At 66.3% G+C, this 20,585-nt stretch carries 20 protein-coding genes and 1 tRNA gene; 14 read left to right on the plus strand and 7 right to left on the minus strand.

The features are described 5' to 3' along the window. Positions 1 to 11: 11 nt before the first annotated feature. The 3 genes from ACN0V4_RS01010 to ACN0V4_RS01020 form a co-directional block, all read right to left on the minus strand. Entirely contained in the window at positions 12 to 989 is a 978-nt protein-coding gene (locus tag ACN0V4_RS01010) for an ABC transporter permease (protein ID WP_417672646.1), read from the minus strand. Continuing rightward, positions 989 to 2,578, minus strand: a complete 1,590-nt coding sequence (locus tag ACN0V4_RS01015; RefSeq protein ID WP_417672647.1) for an ABC transporter substrate-binding protein — start codon at positions 2,576 to 2,578, stop codon at positions 989 to 991. Before ACN0V4_RS01015 ends, ACN0V4_RS01010 begins: the two co-directional genes overlap by 1 nt. 348 nt (positions 2,579 to 2,926) lie before the next feature. Next, complete coding sequence (locus ACN0V4_RS01020) at positions 2,927 to 4,312, minus strand: aspartate aminotransferase family protein (RefSeq protein ID WP_417672648.1); 1,386 nt, start codon at positions 4,310 to 4,312, stop codon at positions 2,927 to 2,929. 426 nt (positions 4,313 to 4,738) lie between these two features. Here ACN0V4_RS01020 and ACN0V4_RS01025 point away from each other — a divergent pair, with 426 nt between their 5' ends. The 6 genes from ACN0V4_RS01025 (at position 4,739) to ACN0V4_RS01050 (ending at position 10,526) form a co-directional block, all read left to right on the plus strand. After that, on the plus strand, positions 4,739 to 5,740 hold the full coding sequence (locus ACN0V4_RS01025) for an ABC transporter substrate-binding protein (RefSeq protein ID WP_417672649.1): 1,002 nt from the start codon (positions 4,739 to 4,741) through the stop codon (positions 5,738 to 5,740). Between the two features lie 105 nt (positions 5,741 to 5,845). Then, positions 5,846 to 6,652: an ABC transporter ATP-binding protein gene (locus tag ACN0V4_RS01030; RefSeq protein ID WP_417672650.1), complete on the plus strand. Its 807-nt coding sequence runs from the start codon at positions 5,846 to 5,848 to the stop codon at positions 6,650 to 6,652. Further along, a complete protein-coding gene (locus tag ACN0V4_RS01035; protein WP_417672651.1) occupies positions 6,649 to 7,917 on the plus strand; it encodes an ABC transporter permease in 1,269 nt (422 codons plus the stop codon). Before ACN0V4_RS01030 ends, ACN0V4_RS01035 begins: the two co-directional genes overlap by 4 nt. 77 nt (positions 7,918 to 7,994) lie before the next feature. Continuing rightward, positions 7,995 to 8,744: a 5-oxoprolinase subunit B family protein gene (locus tag ACN0V4_RS01040; protein WP_417672652.1), complete on the plus strand. Its 750-nt coding sequence runs from the start codon at positions 7,995 to 7,997 to the stop codon at positions 8,742 to 8,744. Further along, positions 8,741 to 9,754 carry a biotin-dependent carboxyltransferase family protein gene (locus ACN0V4_RS01045; protein WP_417672653.1) on the plus strand — a complete coding sequence of 338 codons (1,014 nt, stop codon included), beginning with the start codon at positions 8,741 to 8,743 and terminating at the stop codon, positions 9,752 to 9,754. The genes ACN0V4_RS01040 and ACN0V4_RS01045 overlap by 4 nt, the downstream gene beginning before the upstream one ends. Before the next feature lies 1 nt (position 9,755). After that, positions 9,756 to 10,526, plus strand: coding sequence for a LamB/YcsF family protein (locus tag ACN0V4_RS01050; protein ID WP_417672654.1), 771 nt, complete (start codon positions 9,756 to 9,758; stop codon positions 10,524 to 10,526). Between the two features lie 111 nt (positions 10,527 to 10,637). On the opposite strand, the gene yidD is transcribed toward ACN0V4_RS01050, so the two are convergent. The 3 genes from yidD to rpmH are packed head-to-tail and all read right to left on the minus strand — an operon-like array spanning position 10,638 to position 11,479. Further along, entirely contained in the window at positions 10,638 to 10,883 is a 246-nt protein-coding gene (yidD, locus tag ACN0V4_RS01055; RefSeq protein ID WP_417672655.1) for a membrane protein insertion efficiency factor YidD, read from the minus strand. Further along, positions 10,880 to 11,320 (minus strand): ribonuclease P protein component, encoded by a 441-nt coding sequence (gene rnpA, locus ACN0V4_RS01060; RefSeq protein WP_417672656.1) that lies wholly within the window; start codon positions 11,318 to 11,320, stop codon positions 10,880 to 10,882. The genes yidD and rnpA overlap by 4 nt, the downstream gene beginning before the upstream one ends. Positions 11,321 to 11,344: 24 nt before the next feature. Beyond that, on the minus strand, positions 11,345 to 11,479 hold the full coding sequence (gene rpmH / locus ACN0V4_RS01065) for a 50S ribosomal protein L34 (protein WP_189681726.1): 135 nt from the start codon (positions 11,477 to 11,479) through the stop codon (positions 11,345 to 11,347). Positions 11,480 to 11,767: 288 nt separating this feature from the next. Between rpmH and ACN0V4_RS01070 the strand changes: the two genes are divergently transcribed. The 4 genes from ACN0V4_RS01070 (at position 11,768) to ACN0V4_RS01085 (ending at position 15,487) form a co-directional block, all read left to right on the plus strand. After that, on the plus strand, positions 11,768 to 12,514 hold the full coding sequence (locus ACN0V4_RS01070) for a TVP38/TMEM64 family protein (RefSeq protein WP_417672657.1): 747 nt from the start codon (positions 11,768 to 11,770) through the stop codon (positions 12,512 to 12,514). Positions 12,515 to 12,516: 2 nt separating this feature from the next. Next, positions 12,517 to 13,887 (plus strand): dihydrolipoyl dehydrogenase family protein, encoded by a 1,371-nt coding sequence (locus tag ACN0V4_RS01075; protein WP_417672658.1) that lies wholly within the window; start codon positions 12,517 to 12,519, stop codon positions 13,885 to 13,887. A 14-nt stretch (positions 13,888 to 13,901) separates the two neighbouring features. Beyond that, positions 13,902 to 15,302, plus strand: a complete 1,401-nt coding sequence (locus ACN0V4_RS01080) for a sensor histidine kinase (protein ID WP_417672659.1) — start codon at positions 13,902 to 13,904, stop codon at positions 15,300 to 15,302. 108 nt (positions 15,303 to 15,410) lie between these two features. After that, positions 15,411 to 15,487 (plus strand) — tRNA-Arg (locus ACN0V4_RS01085). Positions 15,488 to 15,672: 185 nt separating this feature from the next. Here the strand turns inward: ACN0V4_RS01085 and ACN0V4_RS01090 are convergent. Continuing rightward, positions 15,673 to 16,437 carry a GntR family transcriptional regulator gene (locus ACN0V4_RS01090; protein ID WP_417672660.1) on the minus strand — a complete coding sequence of 255 codons (765 nt, stop codon included), beginning with the start codon at positions 16,435 to 16,437 and terminating at the stop codon, positions 15,673 to 15,675. A gap of 229 nt (positions 16,438 to 16,666) precedes the next feature. Here ACN0V4_RS01090 and ACN0V4_RS01095 point away from each other — a divergent pair, with 229 nt between their 5' ends. Genes ACN0V4_RS01095 through ACN0V4_RS01110 form a run of 4 tightly spaced genes read left to right on the plus strand, consistent with a single transcriptional unit; the run spans position 16,667 to position 20,537 of the window. Continuing rightward, positions 16,667 to 17,911, plus strand: coding sequence for an extracellular solute-binding protein (locus ACN0V4_RS01095; RefSeq protein ID WP_417672661.1), 1,245 nt, complete (start codon positions 16,667 to 16,669; stop codon positions 17,909 to 17,911). Positions 17,912 to 17,924: 13 nt separating this feature from the next. Beyond that, entirely contained in the window at positions 17,925 to 18,818 is an 894-nt protein-coding gene (locus ACN0V4_RS01100) for a carbohydrate ABC transporter permease (RefSeq protein WP_417672662.1), read from the plus strand. Then, a complete protein-coding gene (locus ACN0V4_RS01105) occupies positions 18,808 to 19,644 on the plus strand; it encodes a carbohydrate ABC transporter permease (protein ID WP_417672663.1) in 837 nt (278 codons plus the stop codon). Before ACN0V4_RS01100 ends, ACN0V4_RS01105 begins: the two co-directional genes overlap by 11 nt. Further along, entirely contained in the window at positions 19,641 to 20,537 is an 897-nt protein-coding gene (locus ACN0V4_RS01110; RefSeq protein ID WP_417672664.1) for a carbohydrate kinase family protein, read from the plus strand. The genes ACN0V4_RS01105 and ACN0V4_RS01110 overlap by 4 nt, the downstream gene beginning before the upstream one ends. Positions 20,538 to 20,585 lie beyond the last annotated feature (48 nt).

Below are 20,585 nucleotides of genomic sequence, written 5' to 3' on the forward strand. Positions count from 1 at the left end.
TTTCTCCGGGCTCAGCGCAGCGCCAGCCGCGGGTCCACCAGCCGGTGGATCAGGTCGGTCAGAAGGTTCACGGCGATCACCAGCACGGACATCACCAGGAAGAGCCCCAGCAGCACCGGGTAATCGCGCGCGGTCACCGCGTCGAAGGTCAGCCGACCGAGACCGGGCCAGGAGAACACCGTCTCGACCACCACCGAGCCGCCGACCAGGGCGCCGATCTGCAGCCCGGCAAAGGTGATCACCGGCAACGAGGCGTTCCTGAGCATATGGCCGCGCAGGATGGCGCCCTCGGACAATCCCTTGGCACGGGCGGTCTTGACGTGATCTTCCGCCGCCACCTCGATCAGCGCCGAACGCATCAGCCGGGTATAGGCGGCCATGTAGATCGCCCCGAGCGTCAGCGCCGGCAGGATCAGGTGCTTGATCACGTCCCAGGCATAGGCGAGCGGCCCGAAGCTTGACGCGCGCATATCGGCATAGCCGAAGGCCGGCAGCCAGTTCAGTTGGATCGAGAACAGCAGGACCAGCATCAGCCCCAGCCAGAACACCGGCGTGGCATAAAGCAGGAGCGCGGTGAGCGAGATGGCGAGATCGGAGAGTTTCCCGTGCCTGAGCCCGGCCAGCGCCCCGAAGGTCACCCCGCCGATCAGCGACAGGAAGAAGGCGGTGAGCGTCAGCAACAGCGTCGGCCCCAGCCGTTCGAGGATCAGGTCCGACACCGCCCGTCGCTGACGGAAGGAATAGCCGAGGTCCAGCGTCACCACCTTCTTCAGATAGGTGCCGAGCTGCACCACATAGGGCTGGTCCAGCCCGTATTCCGCCCGCACCGAGGCCAGGAACGCCTCATCCGTCGCCCCCGACTGCCCGGCGATCACCGCCGCCGGATCGCCGGGCGCCGCGCGGACCAGAACGAAATTGATCGTCGCGATGACGAGGATCGCGAACACGATCCCCGCCAATCGCGTCAGCACTTGCTTTGCGATACGCATCAGCCCCAATGCGCCTTTCCGAAGGTGCCGTTGACGCCGGTGGCGCCGACGATCAGGTCCTGCAGCCGGGCATCGTAGATCGTCGGATATTGCGATTCCGAAATCCAGAGCACCGGCAGCTCATCGACGATGATCTTCTGCGCCTCACTGTAATAGGCCTGCCGGTCCGCGTCCGAGGTGGCGATCGCCGCCTTGGCGAAAAGCTCGTCCACCTTGGGGTTGGCATAGCCTTCGGTGTTCGAGAACAACACGCCCTTGCGGATGTTCGAGCTGACATAGGTCCGCGCCACGCCCATCGCCGGATCGCCGTATTGATAGAGCAGGTTCGAGGTGATGTCGTAATCCCAGCCCGACACCGCCTGCGCCCAGCCCGCCATGTCGGTCGCGATCAGCTTGATCTCGATGCCGGCGGCGGCCATGGCCTGACGGAAATATTCGCTGGTTCGGGTCATCATCTCGCCATAGGGCGGGATGGTGAAGCTGAGGCTGACGCGGGTGCCGTTGGCGTCGGGTTTCAGACCCATCTCGTCCAGCAGCGCCTTGGCCTTGTCGACGTTCTTTTCATAGAGGATCACGTCGGGTTCATAGAACCGCGTGGTCGAGGCGACCGGGCCGGTGGCGACCTTGCCCAGGCCGAAGAGGATGCGGTCGACGATGAACTGGCGATCCAGCAGATACATCATCGCCTTGCGGAAGCGTTTGTCGTTCAACGGTTCGCGGCGCAGGTTCAGCTCGTACCACATCAGCGGCGAGAAGAATTCGTACCCCTTGGTGGTCATCTCCATGCCCGGCGTCGCGGCCAGGCGTTGGACGTCGAAGGGTTCGATGTCGTTCCACTGCGACAGGTTCGCCTCGCCGGTCTCGATGGCGACCGACCGCGAGGCGGCATCGGGGACGACCTTGTAATAGATCTCGGTCAGCCCGGGCTGGCCTTCGATGTAATAGTCGTCGAAGGCGGTCAGGTGGATATAGGCGCCGCGCGCCCATTCGGTCAGCTTGAACGGGCCGGTGCCGATCGGCGTGTCATTGGCCGGGTTGTTGCGGTAATCGGTGCCGCCATAGATGTGCTTCGGCGCGATCGGGGCAGAGGAGGCCTCGAAGGCCAGCAGGAAGGGGGCGAAGGGCTCCTTCAGCGTGAAGACGACGGTATAGTCGTCCGGCGCGGTGATGCTGTCGCAGCGGTCGAAGTTGGCGCGGGCGCGGGGGTGAACCTCTTTCAGCATCACATCGCAGGAAAACACCACATCGGCGGCGGTGAAGGCCGTTCCGTCGTGCCATTTGGCGGTCTCGACCAGATGGAAGGTATAGGTCAGCCCGTCCTCGGACACCTCCCAGCTTTTTGCCAGTTGCGGCTGCGGCGTCAGGTCGAAATCAAAGGTCAGAAGGCTTTCGTAAATCTTGCCGGCGACGGTGCCGGTCGGGGTCTGCTGGTTCAGCGGCAGCACCAGGATCGGCGGCTCCGGCTGGATCAGGGTGACCAGCCCGCCATCGGGCGTGGCGGCCGTGGCGGCACCGTTGAGCAGGCCGTCAAGGAAAGGCAGCGCTGCGCCGGAACCCAGCATCAGCTTGTGGAAATCGCGTCGTTTCATGGAGTCTCCTGTCAGTTGACCCGTTTCATTTTGCGGCGTCGCGATTTCGGTTGGGGTCGCCGAAAGCCCGTCCTGCGTGTCGGCCCGGCGGGGAGAGGCCGGGTGAAGGTGCGCAGCGGGCGGTCCGGTCGGCCTTCGCAGGGGCCGGCGGACTCGCTCTGCCTGTTGTCATGGGAAAATCTTGGAGAGTTTTCCGCAGTCCGCACAGACAGCAGAACCAATGGGGTGACGATGAAAGGTTGTCACCCGCTCTAATGCGTGCATGGGGTGGACATGAAAAAGGACCAGGCGTTGCCGCCTGGCCCCTGTTCATCCGCATGCGGCGCCCGAAGGAGCCGCAGACCGCTGTCAGCCGAAGACCTTGCTCAGCGCGCGGTCGACGGTGTCGGTGATCTGGTCGATATCGTCCGCGGTGGCGATCAGCGCCGGCGAGAAGCACAGAACGTTGTTCAGCCCGGGGATCGACCGGTTGGTGGCACCGATCAGCACGCCCTGGGCGCCGCATTCGGCGACCACCTGACCGACCAGCTTTTCGTCAACGGCTTCCTTGGTGGCGCGATCGGCGACCAGTTCGGCGCCCAGGAAGAGGCCCTTGCCGCGGACATCGCCGACGACCTTGTGCTTTTCCATCAGCGCCTCAAGGTTGCCCATCATGCGCTCGCCCATGGCGTTGCAGTTGTCCAAGAGGTTCTCGTCCTCGATGATGCGCATGTTCTCCAGCGCCGCCGCCGGGCCGGCCGCGCAGCCGCCGAAGGTCGAGATGTCGCGGAAATAGTTCATCGGATCCGCGGCATTGTCCTTGAACATGTCAAAGACTTCCTCGGTGGTCACCATGCAGGCGATTGCCGCATAGCCCGAGGCGACGCCCTTGGCCATGGTCACGAAGTCCGGCTTGATGCCGTATTGCTGATAGCCGAACCAGGTGCCGGTGCGGCCGATACCGCAGACGACTTCGTCGATATGCAGCAGCACGTCGTATTTCTTGCAGATCTCCTGCACCCGTTCCCAATAGCCCGGGGGCGGGGTGATGACGCCACCGCCGGCGGTCACCGGCTCAAGGCAGATGGCGCCGACGGTATCGGGGCCCTCGGCCAGGATCACCTCTTCGATGGCATCCGCCGCGCGCTGGCCATAGGCCTCGCCGGTCAGATCCCACTGGGCGCGGTATTCCATGCAATGGGGCACGCGCACGAAACCGGGGGCGAGGGGGCCGTATTGTGCCACGCGCTCTTCCTGACCGCCGGCCGACATGGTGGCCAGGGTGCCGCCGTGATAGTCACGGTCGCGGAACAGGATCTTGTGCTTCTTGCCGCCGTATTTCTTGTGCGCGATCTGGCGCACCATCTTGAACACCTTCTCGTTCGCTTCCGAGCCGGAGTTGCAATAGTAGACGCGGCTCATCCCGGGCATCTTCGAGATCAGCTTTTCCGAGAACAGCGCGCCGGGGATCGAGCCGGCCGATTGCGCGAAATAGCACAGCTTGATGAGCTGGTCATAAACCGCCTTGGCGATGGACTCGCGGCCATAGCCGACGTTGACGGTCCAGACGCCGCCGGACACGGCGTCGAGGTATTCCTTGCCCTTCTGGTCCCAGACGCGCATGCCCTTGCCTTCGAGGATGATACGGGGATCGCCCGTCTCGAAAGCCTTGTGCTGGGTCAGGTGGTGCCAGACGTGGGCCTTGTCGGCATCCACGATGTGGCTCAGGTCGTTCTCATTGAATACGCCGTCCATGGCAGATCCTCTCGAAATTCGGAATGCACCGACGCGCCAACCCCCGGAGACTCCGGGGTGGCGCGGCTGGATCCCACAAACGCCAAAATTGCGGCATCCCGTAGGGCCAGTTTGATCGTGACGATGATGCCAGTTTGTCTCAAGGCGGAAACCGTCTCATCCGTGCCTGAGGGATAGGCGCCGGGGAACCCCTGTGAAATCCAGATTAACAAAAGCCGAATCCAGATTTCAAGAACCGCAAGATATCAGAAAGCCTTAGAAAAATAGTTTGATCGTCTTGGGGAATCGGGCTCGAATTCCGGGTGTCGAGGCGGCCGGATGGTTACGAACTGGCGCCGGCACGGATGTGTGGCGGGACTCTGACCTGCCGCCTGAAAAGCATGCAGATCGTCCGCAAGGGGCGGCGACCAATACGGGGAGACATGAATGTTCGCAGCAAGGACCAAGCTGAAAGGCGCCGTGGCCGGTCTGGCGCTCTTGGCGGGGGCCGGCATGGCCAGCGCCGAGGGGATCACCGTCGGCTATTTCCTGGAATGGCCGATGCCCTTCGAATACGCCAAGGAAATGGGCCTTTACGACAAGGAGATGGGTGTCACCGTCAACTGGGTCAGCTTCGACACCGGCACCGCGATGTCGGCGGCGATGGCCAGCGGCGACGTGCAGCTTTCGGTCAGCCAGGGCGTGCCGCCCTTCGTGGTGGCGGTCAGCGCCGGGCAGGATCTGCAGATCCTCGATGTGGCGGTCAGCTATGCCGACAACGACAATTGCGTCGTTCGGTCCGATCTCGAGATCGACAAGAATTCCGCCAAGGAGCTTGAGGGCAAGAAGGTCGCGGTGCCGCTGGGGACTGCGGCGCATTACGGCTTTCTCAAGCAGATGACACATTTCGGCGTCGATCTCGGGACGTTGACCATCGTCGACATGGCGCCGCCCGACGGCGCCGCCGCCATCGCCCAGGGAGCGGTCGACATGGCCTGCGGCTGGGGCGGATCGCTGCGCCGGATGAAGGAGCACGGCAACGTGCTGTTGACCGGGGCCGAGAAGGAGGACCTAGGCATTCTGGTCTTCGACGTGACATCCGGCCCGGCCGCCTGGGTGGCCGAGAATTCGGATCTGGTGGCCAAGTTCCTCAAGGTGACGGCAGAGGCCAACGCGATGTGGAATTCCGGCGATCACAAGGCCGAGATGCTGCCGGTCATCGCCAAGGACGCCGGCATGGACCTTGAGGCCACCGATCAGACGATCTCGACCTTCGTCTTTCCCTCGGTCGCCGATCAGCTCGGACCGAAATGGCTGGGCGGCGGCGCACAGGAGTTCATGAAGGGTGTCGCCGATGTCTTCGTCGCGGCGGGCAGCATCAGCGCCGCGCTCGACAGCTATGACAATGCGGTGAACATCGGTCCGCTCAAGGCCGCGTCCGAGATGTAAGTCGGGGGCCGGGCTCTGTGCCCGGCCGCCCGAAGGGGCGCAAGCGATCGGCAGGCTTTCGGCCTGCCGGTCGGCCTGATACATCCGCGGGCCGGAGGGAAAGCCATGTCCGGACTGACAATCGACAATATCTCAATGCGCTTCGATCTGCCTGGCGGCACCTCGGTCCAGGCGTTGAAGAACGTCTCGCTGCACCTGAAGGAAGGGGAGCTGCTGAGCGTGCTTGGCCCCTCGGGCTGCGGCAAGACCACGCTTTTGAACATCGTCGCGGGGTTCCTGGCGCCGACCGAGGGGCAGATCGTGATGAACGGTCATCGTGTCACCGGCCCGGCCGCCGAACGTGGCATGGTGTTCCAGCAAGGTGCGCTCTTCGAATGGATGAGCGTGCGCGACAACGTGTCCTTCGGCCCCCGGATGAAGGGCATGGCCAAGCGCGACATGGCAGAGATCGTCGATCACCTGCTGGAGGTCGTCGGCCTGCGGGATTTCAAGGACAAGGCGGTTTACGAGCTTTCGGGAGGGATGCAGCAGCGTGTCGCCCTGGCGCGTTGTCTGGCCAATGACCCCGACGTGATCCTGATGGACGAACCGCTTGGCGCGCTCGACGCGCTGACGCGGGAGAAGATGCAAAGTCTGGTGCTCAGGCTCTGGAAGGAGACCGGCAAGACCATCATCCTGATCACCCATTCGGTCGAGGAGGCGCTGCTGTTGGGCGAAAGGCTTTTGGTGATGGCGCCGCGCCCGGGGCGCATCCACACCGAATACCGGCTGCCCTTCGCCGACATGGGCGTGACCACCGATCTGCGCGCGGTCAAGAAACACCCCGATTACGCGCCGATGCGCGAGGAAATCCTGAACATGATCTGGAACATGGAAGAAGAGATCATGGGCCGGGCGGAGGCGGGCGCATGATCCCGCTGCTGATCTATGTCGTGATCTTCATCGGCTCCTATCTGCTGGTGACTCGGGCGTTTCGTCGCCGCAAGGCGCATGATCTCACCTCGCTCAAGACGGTGACCTTCGGTGATGAAAGCGCGGTGGTGCCGAACCGCTGGGCCAGCGTGATCTCGATCGCCACCATCTTCCTGCTCTGGGGGATGTTCACCGGATCGGCGCTGTTGCCGAAGGCCCTGCATGTGCCGGGTCCGTTCGAGGGGACGGCGCATTTCAATTATACCACCGAGGCGCCCGACGGGCGGACCGATACCGCCACCGTCACCGTTCTGGTCCATCCCATCGACCAGAAGGTCGAGCCGCCCAAGGTCGATCCGGGCGAGGGGTGGGCCAAGAACGACAGCGCCACCGTCGGGGTCTGGCGCAGCGGGCTGATCCGGGTCGACGGCAATGACGAGGTGACGCGCGATCAGGGCGCCCGGGTGATCGCCGTCGATGGCAAGCCCATCGCGCCCGGGGGCAGCGTGAAGACCGGATTCGGCCGCGTCGGCATGTCGTCCAAGGGCACGCTGAACTTCGAGCCCGCCAGGGGTTGGCAGATGGAGCCGATCTGGCTGCCGCCGCCCGAGGCCGTGGTCTCCCGCCTGATCGAGATCGCGCGGGAAGGGTTTCGCGGCGCCACCCTGTGGCAGCATATGGGCTATTCCCTGTTCCGGGTGATCGCGGGTTTCGTGCTGGGGGCGCTGGTCGGCATCCCGCTGGGCTATGCGATGGGCCTGTCGAACTGGTTTCGCGGCTGGTTCGATCCGATCGTCGAATTCATGCGCCCGGTCCCGCCGCTGGCGCTGATCCCCCTGGTGATCATCTGGGCCGGCATCGGCGAGGCGGGCAAGATCATCCTGCTGTTCCTCGCGGCGCTCTGGATCATGGCGATCGCGGCGCGCGCTGGCGTTTCCGGCGTGCGGATCTCCAAGGTTCACGCCGCCTATTCGCTGGGGGCGAGCAAATGGCAGATCCTGCGCCATGTGATTATCCCCAATTCGCTGCCCGAGATCTTCACCGGCGCCCGGGTGGCGATGGGGGTCTGCTGGGGCACGGTGGTGGCCGCCGAGCTGGTCGCGGCGGAAATGGGGGCGGGGATGATGATCATGGTCGCCTCGAAATTCCAGAACACCGACATCGTGATCATGGGTATCATCCTGATCGGCGTCATCGGCTTCGGCATCGACATGCTGATGCGCTGGGCCGAACGGCTTCTGGTGCCCTGGAAGGGCAAGGGCTGATCTTGTCCCGATTACTCCCGAGGTTGCGCCCGCTGCCCGCTCTGTCCTACTTCTGAGCCGACGCAGGAGGATCGCGCATGGTCGCCACCGAGCCCCGGATCACCTTTCCGGCCATTCGCCCCGTCGGGCTGACGGGGATGCTGGTCACTTTCGCCGACCACCTGGACGAGGCCGCGAACCGGGCCGCCCTGGCCTTTCGTGCCGCCGTTCAGGATGCCGGCTGGGACGGGATCGAGGAAACCTCGACTTCGCTCGCCTCGGCCTTCCTGCGCTTCGATCCGCTGCGTCTGGCGCCCGAGGGGCTGCGCGCCCGGCTGGCCGATCTGCTGGCCTCTCGCGACTGGTCGCAGGCGCCCCTGCCGACCGGCCGGCGCCTGTTCCGGGTACCCACCGTCTATGGTACCGATCTCGCGCCGCAGCTCGAGGAGGCGGCGGCAGCGGCCGGGCTCGACCCCGAGGCGGCGATCGCCGATCTCTCGACCGCCCGCGTCCGGGTGCTGACCATCGGCTTTGCCCCCGGGCAACCCTATCTCGGCCGGCTGGGCGCGCGCTGGGATCTGCCGCGCCAAAGCACGCTGACCGCGCAGGTGCCGGTGGGCGCGCTGGTGCTGGCGGTGCGGCAGTTCACGCTGTTCTCCGCCGCCGCTCCCACCGGTTGGCGCCACGTCGGCCAGACCAATTTCCGCGGCTTCCGCCCCGAGGCGCCGGCGCCCTTCGCGCTGGCCCCGGGGGATGAGATGATCTTTCCCGCGATTGCGAAGGCCGATTTTCTGCGCCTGCGCGCGGCCGGCGAGGATGGCGCCAGCATCGAGGAGATCGTCGGATGAGCCGGCTGCACGTGCTGCGCGCGGGCCCCGCCTGTACCGTGCAGGACATGGGCCGGCCCGGATATCTTGATCGCGGCCTGTCGCGCGGCGGCGCGGCCGATCGTCTGGCGCTGGCCGAGGGGGCGGCGCTGCTGGGCCAGTCCGCCGATCTGGCGACGCTGGAGCTTGCCGGTCTGGGCGGGGAGTTCCGCGCCGAGGGCGACCTGAGGATTGCGCTGACCGGCGCACCGATGGCGGCCGAGATCGACGGCAGCCCGCTGGCCTGGAACGCCAGCCATCTGTTGCGCGACGGGGAGGTCCTGACCCTCGGCGCGGTGCGGCGCGGCAGCTATGGCTATCTGCATCTGGGGGGCGGCATCGACACGCCGGTGGTCCTTGGGGCCCGGGCCACCCATCTCGCCGCCGGTCTGGGGCGGGCGCTGGCGGCGGGGGATGTGCTGCCGGTGGGGGGCGATCCGGGCCGGCGCAGCGGTCTGCGGCTCGAGGTCGAGGATCGCTTCGGGGGCGGCACCATCCGGCTGATCGCCGGCTTTCAGACCCCGCTTTTCGCCGCCGCGACGATCGCCCGTTTCGAGGCGATCACCTTTGTCCGCAGCCCGCGCGCCAGCCGCATGGGCATGGCGCTCGACAGCGAGGGAGAGGGCTTTGTCGCCGAGGGGCAGCGCAGCATCCTCTCCGAGGTGATCCTGCCCGGCGATGTCCAGATGACCGGCGATGGCCGGCCCTTCGTGCTGCTGCCGGAATGCCAGACCACCGGCGGCTACCCGCGGATCGGCACGGTGATCCCCTGCGACTTGCCGAAGGTGGCCCAGACCCCGCCCGGCGCGCCGCTGCGCTTTGTCTTCGTCAGCCGCGAGGAGGCGCTGGCGGCCGAGATGCGCCAGGCGGCGCATCTGGCGGCCCTGCCCGGGACAGTGGCGCCGCTGGTCCGCGATCCGCGCGACATTCCCGATCTGCTCGGCTATCAACTGATCGGCGGGGTGATCTCCGCCCTGGGAGAGGAAGACTGAGATGGACCGATCCGTCGATCTGAACGCCGACATGGGCGAAAGTTTCGGTGCCTGGAGCCTGGGCGACGATGCGGCGCTGCTGCGGGTGGTCAGCTCTGCCAATATCGCCTGCGGCTTTCACGCCGGCGATCCGGATGTGATGGCGCGGACCATGGCGCAGGCGGCGGCCAATGGGGTGGGCATCGGCGCGCATCCGGGCTTTGCCGATCTGCAGGGCTTCGGCCGCCACCGGATGCAGCTGCCGCATGACAGCCTCGCCAATGCGGTGCGCTATCAGCTCGGCGCCGCGCAGGCGATGGCGCGCGCCGCCGGCGCTGAGGTGCGCCATCTCAAGCTGCACGGCGCGCTGGCCAATATGGCCTCGGAGGACGAGACGCTGGCGCGCGCCTGCTACGGTGCCGCCCTCTCGGTCGATCCCGAGATCATCCTTTTGGTGCTGGCCTGCACCGCGCAGGAACGCGCCGCCCGCGCGCTTGGCGCCCGCTGGGCGGGGGAGATCTTCGCCGACCGCGCCTATAACGACGATGGCACGCTGGTTGACCGCCGCCTGCCCGGCGCGGTGATCCACGATCCGGCGTTCGCCGGGCCGCGCATCCGGCAGATGGTGGAAGAGGGGGCGATCATCACCGAAAGCGGCCTGCGCCTGCCGGCGGCGATCGACAGCATTTGCCTGCATGGCGATACCGCCGCCGCCGTCGACCTGGCCCGCGCCGTGCGGGCCGAACTGCAGGCCGCGGGCATCGCCATCCGCGCCTTCGAGGGGCGGCGCTGACGGGGGATCCTGTCCTGGCCCTTTTTCTAGCTGAAAATATCCTCGGGGGGATGAGCAGGCCTTGCCTGCGAAGGGGGGCAGACAGCCCCCCTTGTCGCCGCCAGGGGCGGTCTAGTCCTGCGAGGGGGGCGCCTTCGGGTCGGGCACCGGATCATAGCCAGAGCTGCCCAAGGGATGGCAGCGGCCGATCCGTCGCAATGCCAGCCAGCTTCCCTTGATCGCCCCATGCTTCTCCAGCGCTTCCAGCGCATAGGCGCTGCAGGTCGGTTGATAGCGGCAATTATGTCCGACCCAGGGGCTGAAGATCAGCCGATAGGCGCGAACGGGCAGGGCGGCGATATGGGCGAGCGGCGTCATGCGCGGGGCTTGGAGCGATCTGCGTGAAGCTTCTTCATCGCATATTTCAGATCATTCCGCAGCGCGTCATAGGGCCGCGCGATGGTATCCTCGCGCCGGCCGATCAGCACATAGTCCCAGCCGGCAAGACCGAGTGTCGGCATCAGTTCGCGCGCCACCGCGCGCAGCCGCCGCTTGGCGCGATTGCGCGCCACGGCGTTGCCGATTTTCTTAGAACAGGTGAACCCCACCCGGATGCCTTCTGCCGGATGGCCTTCGGGACGGCGGCGCGCCTGCACCAGAACGCCCTGCGTCGCCTGCCGGCGGGCGCGGGCGGCGGCGAGGAAATCGGCGCGCTTCTTCAGCGTCTGCAGCCGGGATGATCCAGCGTCAGGACATGACGAAACCGCCGGGGGCGTGATCCCCGCGCTGACGTCGGGGGCCTCCGGCGGTGTCATGCGTCCTTGCCTAAGCCTTGGGGCTTATGCGCAGAGCGACTTGCGGCCGCGGGCGCGACGCGCATTCAGGACCTTGCGGCCGGCCTTGGTGGCCATGCGGGCGCGGAAACCGTGGCGGCGCTTGCGAACCAGGTTCGAAGGTTGATAGGTGCGTTTCATCGCTCCGTCTCCAATCTAGCGGTCGGGTACGGCGCGGAATCGCCTCCCGTCTGTTATTCGAGGCCCGTCCTTTACGGCGGGATTCTCTCCAAGTCAAACCCTGAGCGGCGGGATTCGGATGAAAACCGCGGGGAAACTGCAACAATTCTTCCGTCCCGGCCCGGCCGAGGGCGGCAAATCCCGGGGTCGGGGGCGGAACCGGGGGCTTTTCGTCACGAATGGCGTCATCGTCTTCACCCTGGCGTGAGGGGGCTGTCGTTTTCGGCGCAACCTGCGCATCTTGTCGGGATGAGCCTTTCGAATGATCCCTTCCCCCTGCGCCGCAAGCCCCGTGCGGCCCTGCGCCTGATCCCGCTGGCGGCGCTGCTGGCGGCGGCTGTCTTCGGCATGTCGACACTGGGCGAGACGCTGAGCTTCGAGACCCTGCGCGACAATCGCGCCGATCTGCTGGCCTTCCGCGATGCCCATCTGGGGCTGATGGCCCTGGGGTTCGTCGCGCTCTATGTGCTGGTGGTCGCCTTGTCGCTGCCCGGTGCGGCGGTGCTGTCGGTGACCGGTGGGTTCCTGTTCGGCTTCCTGCCCGGGGTGGGGCTGAACGTTCTGGCCGCCACGCTCGGCGCCTCTGCCATCTTCCTGATCGCCCGCTGGGGCGCGGGCGCGGCGCTGGCGGCGCGGATGGCGGTGTCCGAGGGGCGGCTCGCCCGGCTGCGGGCAGCGCTGAGGGATCACGAGATCAATGTTCTGCTGCTGTTGCGGCTGGTGCCGGCGATGCCCTTCTTCCTGGCCAATCTGTTGCCGGCGCTGGCGGGGGTGCGATTCGGTCGGTTCGTCTGGACGACGGCGGTGGGCATTATTCCCGGTGCGCTGGTCTTCACCTGGATCGGCGTCGGGCTTGGGGCGGTCTTCGCCCGTGGCGAGAGCGCCGATCTGTCGCTGATCTGGCAGCCCTATGTCTTGGGGCCGATCCTGGCGCTTTGCGCGCTGGCGGCGCTGCCGATCGCGCTGAAAGCCCTGCGCCGCCGGGTGCCGGGCTGAGGATGGCGGCGGTCCTGACCCCTGATCTTCTGGTGATCGGCGCCGGTGCCGGCGGGCTGTCGGTCGCGGCCGGGGCGGCGCAGATGGGCGCGCGGGTGGTGCTGCTGGAAGGCGGCCGGATGGGCGGCGATTGCCTGAACCACGGCTGCGTGCCCTCAAAGGCGCTGCTGGCGGCGGCGCGGCAGGCTCTGCCCTATGCCGGGGCGATGGATCAGGTCGCCCGGGCCATCGCCGCCATCGCGCCACATGACAGTCAGGAGCGGTTCGAGGGGCTGGGGGTGCGGGTGATCCGCGCCTTCGGTCGTTTCACCTCGACGCGGGAGGTCGAGGCCGGCGGCCAGGTGATCCGGGCCCGGCGGGTGGTGATCGCCACCGGCTCCACCCCGCTGGTGCCGCCGATTTCGGGGCTGGCGCATATGCCCTATCTGACCAGCGACACGCTCTTCGATCTGCGCGACTGCCCGGCGCATTTGCTGATCGCCGGCGCTGGTCCCGTGGGGGTCGAGATGGCGCAGGCCCACGTTCGCCTTGGCGCCCGGGTGACGTTGATCGAGGCGGGTCGCGCGCTGGGGCGCGAGGATCCGGAGCTGGCCGCCCCGGTGCTGGACCGCCTGCGCGCCGAGGGGGTGGAGATCATCGAGAACGCGGCCCTGGCCCGGGTTGACGGGGCCGAGGGCGCGATTCGGCTGTGGCTTGATGGCGGGCGGCAGATCGAGGGCAGTCATCTGCTGCTGGCGCTGGGGCGGCGAGCCGATCTGGCGCGGTTGAACCTCGAAGCCGCCGGGATCGCGGTGACCGGGGCGGGCATCCGTACCGATGCGCGGCTCAGAACGACGAACCGGCGGGTTTTCGCTGTCGGCGACGCGGCGGGGCAGGGGCAGTTCACCCATCTTGCCGGCTATCACGCCGGGATCGTGCTGCGATCGGCGCTGTTCGCCCTGCCGGCGCGGGCGCGGACCGATCATATCCCCCGCGTCACCTATAGCGATCCCGAATTGGCCCAGATCGGGCTGACCGAGACCGAGGCGCGTGCCCGTTTCGGCCCCCGTCTGAAGGTCTTTCGCGCCGATTACGCCGGCAACGACCGTGCCGTGACCGAGGCGCGGACCGAAGGCTTCGCCAAGCTGATGGTGGTCGGCGGCCGGCCCGTGGGTGTGTCGATCGTCGGCGAGGCCGCGGGCGAATTGATCGGCCCCTGGGCGCTGGTGATGGCCAATCGTCTGAAGTTAACCGCGATTGCGGGCACTGTCCTGCCCTATCCGACGTTGGGTGAACTTAACAAACGGCTGGCGGGGGCCTATTTCTCGGAGAGGCTGTTTGATAGTCAGGCGGTCAAACGAATGGTCCGGGTGGTGCAACGCGTCCTGCCCTGATCGGGATAGGGCATATGCTGAATACGCTTTCGGGGCGATTTCTGATCCTGACCACGGTCTTCGTGATGCTGGCCGAGGTGTTGATCTTTGTCCCGTCGATCGCGCGCTACAGGATCGACTATCTGCACGACCGGTTGGAGCGGGCGCAGATCGCCTCGATGGCGCTGCTGGCCGATGACATGCTGGACAGCGACCTTGAAAAGGAGCTGTTGCGCAACGCGCAGGTGTTCAACGTGGTCCTGCGCCGGGACGAGATGCGCCAGCTCATGCTGTCCTCACCGATCCCCGAGCCGATCTCGAATACCTATGATCTGCGCGACGCCGGCGCGGCCATCCTGATCCGCGATGCGGTCAAGCGGCTGTTCACCCCGGAGAATCAGATCGTCCGGGTGATCGGGGCGCCGACCCAGGATGCGGGGCTGCTGATCGAGGTCACGATGGAGACCGCGCCGCTGCGCACGGCGATGATCGACTATGGGCTGCGAATCCTGCTGCTGTCGGCGGTGATCTCGATCGTCACGGCGCTGTTGTTGTTCGTCGCGGTGCGGGTGTTCCTGGTGCGGCCGATCAAGGGCGTGGTCGGCTATATGAAACGCTATGCCGCCGCGCCGGAAGATGCGCGCGGGATCATCCAGCCCTCGGCCGGGGTGTTCGAGCTGCGCGAGGCCGAAGAGGCGCTGCAACAGTTGCAGACCGAACTGACCCAGCTTCTGAAACAGCGCGAGCGCATGGCGCAGCTTGGTGGCGCGGTCGCCAAGGTCAGCCACGATCTGCGCAACATCCTGACCAGCGCGCAACTGATCACCGACCGAATCGAGGCCAGCGAGGATCCGAGCGTTCGCCGGCTGGCGCCGAAGCTGGTGAACTCGATCTCGCGGGCGGTGTCGCTGTGCGAAAGCACGCTGGCCTTCGGCCGGGCGGAGGAGCCGCCGCCGGCGCTGAGGATGGTACCGCTGGCGACCATCGCCGAGGATGTGATCGACAGCGAACGCCTGGCCCTGAGCGGCGAGGGGGTGACGCTGGAGAATCACGTGCCCGAGGGGCTGGAACTCAGGGCCGATCCCGAACAGCTGTTCCGGGTGATGATGAATCTGGTGCGCAATGCCCGCCAGGCGCTGGAGACCAGTCATCGCACTGGCAGCGTCGTCATCACCGCGCGCGAGGATCACGACAATTGGTGGATCGAGGTCGCGGATACCGGCCCCGGCCTGCCCGCCAAGGCGCGGGAGAATCTGTTCACCCCGTTTCGCGGCGGCGCGCGCGCTGGCGGATCGGGGCTGGGGCTGGCGATTTCCTCTGAGCTGGTGCGCGGCCACGGCGGTTCGCTGGAGCTGGCCGAAAGCGGGCCGGACGGCACCGTTTTCGTCATTCGCCTGCCGCGGTCGATGACCGCGCTCGAGGTCACGGCGGCCTGATCCCCGGGGCCGCCGGAGCTATTTTCATTTTCTGTGACGGCTTCGTGAAAAAACCTCAGAATGGGTGTTGCAAACCCCCGTTGGGGAAGATACATGCTCCCCCACAGTGGACCGATAGCTCAGCTGGATAGAGTACTTGACTACGAATCAAGGGGTCGGGGGTTCGAATCCTCCTCGGTCCGCCACTGCCACCAAACGACGTTAATCATATACGTCATTTCTGGTTTCCCCAATATCTATCCAGCTGCCGAAGAACTTCATTCCGAAGATGGAACGCGGGCCCGTGCGGCTTTGCCGTGCATCGGAGCGCTTGCGCTATTCCGGTCCCGGCCTTGATCTCACTACAGTTTACGCAGGGTGCCCTGCCGGGTTAGCCCGCCTGTTCGGCCTCGAAGACAAGCTCGACACCGAACAGGGGCCAGCAGCCGCGGCTCAGTTCGATGATCCGGCCGGAGAGATCGGTATTGGTCGAGCGGGCGCGCAGAATCGGCACCGCCGGGCTCAGTTGCAGCAGGTCCGCCTCGGTGGCGCTGGCCATGTCGCCGATGATCCGGGTCTCCGTCCTGCGGTAATTCTCCACCCCGCCAGCCGCATAGGCGCCGAGGATGCTGCCGGTCTCGGCATAGTCGGATTCGAAATCGGGAAAGACGGAGATCGGGAATTCCTTGATCGTGAAATAGATCGGCATATTGCCCAGCAGCATGCGCAGGCGCAGTTCGATCACCTCGTCGCCGGGGCATAGACCGAAGGTTTCGGCCGCTTCGGCACTGGCGGGGATGCGGCCGATCGACAGGGTTTCCTCGACGATGCTTTCGCTGTTGATCGGGTCGTTGAAGGCGCGGTTCTGATGCACGATGTAGCGCACCGACAGCGAGCGGACGAAGATGCCCACCCCCTTGCGCGCGACCAGGTGGCCTTCCTGCTGATGCCGTCGCAGGGCCCGGCGCAGGGTGGCGCGGCTGACGCCGAACAGCACCGCCATATCGTCTTCGCCCGGCAGGCGGGTGCCCTCTGGCAGCAGCCCGGTGGTCACCGCCGCCCCGATGCGGTCATAGATCTGCAGCCAGATCGGACGTTCGGCCCGATCCGCATAGGGGGTCGAGGCAAGTTCCCGCAGTGTCTCCAAGGCGATCAAGGGCAATCTCCCGTTGCGCGGATCCCGTCGTCGGCACATAGCCCCGCGCGCTGTGGCGGGACAAGCCTCGGTCTCGCTTTGGCCCGCCCGCCCGGGCTGCACGTTACAAAACTGGCGTGGGCCTGTCACACCCGCGTCAAGTCCCGGTCTTAGGAGAGGGGCGCGCCTGCTGTCTAGACAGGATGCCCCCATCGCCCTCAGGTTCTCACCAGAACGGATACCCGATCAGATGAAAAGCTCCCGCTACTCCCGTCGTGATTTCGGGCGGATCGCTGCCGCGCTCGGCACCGCCGCCATCCTGCCCAACCGGCTGCTTGCCGGCGACGACGCGCTTGTGACCATTTCCAGCCCCTGGGGCGAGGACAAGCCGTTCCAGAAGGTCGTCGACGCCTACAACGCCCGCAAGACCGGGGTCACCGTGGTCAACCGCTTCGATGGCGATTACCAGGCGATGGCGACCAAGGCGCTGTCGTCGATCGCCGCCGGCCGCGCGCCCGAGCTGATGGTGACCGGCTGGAAGTTCGGCTATTTCGCCCGCCGCACGCTCGGCGCCCGCGACTTCCGCGAGATCGACGCGGCCAAGGCGGAGGCGCTGATGGCGCAGTTCCGCCCGTCGCTGGCGCCGCTGGTCACCATTGACGACGCGCTGATCGGCATGCCCTGGTCGCTGTCGACCCCGGTCACCTGGATCAACATGGATCTGTGGCGCGCCGCCGGGCTTGACCCTGAATTTCCGATCGACATCAGCCATGGCTGGCTGATGGAGCAGGCGGGCAGGCTGGACAAGGCGCTGGCCGGCAAGCATCCGACCTATCGCTCGGCCATCGACCTGTCGAACAACGAATGGACCTCGCAGGCCTATATCCAGAATGCCGGCGGCTTCATCCTGCAAGGCGACCAGATCGCCTGTGACAGCCCGGAGGCGATCCGCGGCATCACCGCCTTCGCCGAACCGGCTCGCAAGGGGCTGTGGACCAACATGGATTACCGCGCCCAGACCAATGCGCTGCTGGGCGGCAATATTGCGGTGGTCACCACCTCGTCCTCGTTGGCCGGGGTCGCCAGCAAGGCGGATGCCGAGATTCGCGACGTGATGTTCCCCAGCCTCGACGGGCATCGCAACATGAACTCGGGCGGAAACTTCCTGGCGATCTATGCCCGCAACGACGAACAGGCGCTGGCCGCGATGGATTTCCTGGCCTTCTGCGCCAGTGCCGAGGGCATGTCGATTTGGTCGGAGATGGGGTATCTGAACCCTTCGATCCACGATCTGGGGCCGAAGCCGCTGCAAGAGGCCGCCAATGCGCAGCTTGAGGCCGGTCTCACCGCCGAGACGATCTGGCCGGGCCAGCGTGGGCTGGAGGGCCAGAAGGTCTGGCGCGACTGGGTGGCCCGGGTGGTGCAGGGCGCGGCCGAGCCGGCCCAGGCCATGGCCCAGGCCAAGGCCGAACTGGCGCCGCTGCTTGCCGCCTGAGGCCCGCGCGCGCATGTTCTTGCGACGTATGACAACCCTGCTGGCCCCCTATCTGTTCGTGGGGCCGGCGGTGCTGTTCGTGGCGGCGGTGCTCTATGCGCCGGTGCTGTTTTCGGTCGGCCTGTCGCTGAGCGACTGGAACTTCATCACGCCCGAGGCGCATTTCGTCGGGCTTGACAACTATCGCGCCATCCTGGCCGATCCGGGGTTCCGCACCGCCGCGGGCAATACGCTGCTTTATTGCCTGTTGCTGATCCCGGCGCAGATCCTGGTGCCGCTGGCGCTGGCCGCCCTGCTGATCCGGGTGCGTCGCCCGGGGCTGTCGCAGTTCTACAAGGCGGCGCTGTTCCTGCCGACGATCCTGGCCTATTCCACCGCCGGCATCGCCTGGTCCTGGCTGTTCGATCTGCAGAACGGCTTTCTCAACACGCTGCTGGGCTGGTTCGGCCTGCCGCCGAGCGGCTGGCACAGCGACCCTGGGCTGGCGCTCTATTGCGTCGCGCTGGTGACCTTCTGGAAGAACTTCGGGCTGAACATGCTGCTGTTGCTGGCGGCGCTGGTGGCGGTGCCGCGTTCGGTGCTGGAGGCGGCGGCGATCGACAATGCCGGGCCCTGGCGGCGGTTCTGGAGCATCGAGCTGCCGATGATCTCTCCCACCTTCTTCTTCGTCGCGGTCACCACCACGATGAACGTGCTCGACGACATCGTCGGGGTGATCGACGTGCTGACCGAAGGCGGCCCCTTCAACCGGTCGACCAATATCCTCTATTACATGTATCAGAGCGGGCTGAATTTCTTCCAGTTCGGCAAGGCCAGCGCCGCCGCGGTGATGATCATCCTGCTGGTCTTCGCGGTGACCTGGGCGCAATTCCGCATGTTCGAAAGGCGGGTCCATTATGAAAGCTGAACCCCTGCAACGAACGCCCTGGGTCGTCCACGGCCTGCTGATGCTGGCCGCGGTGGTGACGATCTTTCCGCTGTTCTGGGTGGCGACCACCGCCTTCACCCCGAACGATCTGGTGTTGCAGAAGGCCTTCCGCTTCTGGCCGGACCAGCCGTCGTTCGAGAATTTCCGCGCTGCCTTCGCCGGCTATCCGGTGCTGGCCTGGACGCTGAATTCGCTGCTGGTCGCCGGGCTGGTGACGCTGGGCAAGATGCTGATCGCGGTGCCGGCGGGCTTTGCCTTTGCGCAGATGCGCTTTCGTGGGCGCGAGACGCTGTTCTGGATCATCGTGGTGACCATGACCTTTCCCACCGTGATCGGAATCGTGCCGCTCTACATCGGGATTTCGATGATCGGCTGGTACGACAGCCGCGCCGCCATCATCGTGCCGTCGATTGCCTATATCGGCTTTTACGTCTTCTTCATGCGTCAGACCTTTCGTGGCCTGCCGCGCGAGATGTTCGAGGCAGCCCGGCTTGACCGCGCCGGCCCGTTTCGCGAGCTGGTGCAGATCGCCCTGCCGAATGTGCTGCCCGCCATCGCCTCGCTCAGCGTGATCAGCTTTCTCGGGGCCTGGAACATCTATCTCTGGACCCTGCTGATCGTCGATTCCGACAGCAAGCGGACCCTCGCGGTCGGCATCAAGGTATTTACCGCGGTGGATGATTACGAGCCGCTCTGGGGGCCGATGATGGCGGTCGCGCTGATCTCGATGCTGCCTGTCTTGATCCTGTTCCTTTTCGCGCAGCGCTTCGTCATGGCCGCCTTCACCGGGCGGATCGACGAATGAGCCGGGTCGCGGTGATCGGGAATGTCTCGCTCGACATTCTGTTCGAGGTGCCGCGGCTGCCGCGGGATCACGAGAAGCTGGTGGCCGACGACATGCGGATCGCCGGCGGCGGGGCGCCGGCCAATGTCGCCCACTGGCTGGCGCGGCTGGGGCATCAGGTCGATGTCTATTCCGTCACCGGCACCGATCCGCTGTCAGAGGCGGCGGTGCAGAGCCTGCGGCAGAGCGGCATCGACACCGGTGGGATAAACCGGGTCGCGGGGGTGTCGCCCGCGATCTCGGTGATCCTGACCGGCGGCAGGCTGAAGTCGATGATCTCGAGCCGGCGGTTGCGCGATCCGGCGCTCTGGGCGGCGCTGGTCGAGGGCTGCGATCTGTCGGGCTATGATCACGTCCATATGCTGGCCGCGCTCTTTCCGACGCTCTTCGCCGGCGGGCGTCGCGCCGATCTGGCTGGTTGCACCGTCTCGACGGATCTGAACGGCAGCTATGATCCGGCGCTGGTGGCGGCGTTGGATCATGTTTTCAGCAATGCCGATGAGCTGGCCGCCTGTACCGGGCGGCAGGATATCGACGCCCTCGTCGCCGCCGAGATCGCCGGGCGGCCGCACCATTTCGTGGTTACCCAGGCCGGCGCGCGGGTGAGCTGTTATCGCGACGGCCGTCGTTGCGACGTGGTGCCGGGTCCGGTCGCGGTGGTGGATCGCACCGGTGGCGGCGATGCCTTCGGTGCGGGATATCTGCATGCCATCTGGGCCGGCGCGACCGAGGAGCAGGCGCTGCGGGCGGGGCTTCGCCTTGCCGGGGCCGTGATCGGCGCCTTGGGAGCGCGTCCCGAAGGGGCGGCGATCGACGACGCCCTGGCCGAATTGCGCGAGCGCTGGCCGGCCTGAGCCGGGGCAGGGGGCGAAAGGCAGATGCCGCGGGGATAATCGCCCGCG

Origin of the sequence: Pseudodonghicola sp. (assembly GCF_048268305.1) — a bacterium.
Lineage (GTDB): Bacteria > Pseudomonadota > Alphaproteobacteria > Rhodobacterales > Rhodobacteraceae > Pseudodonghicola.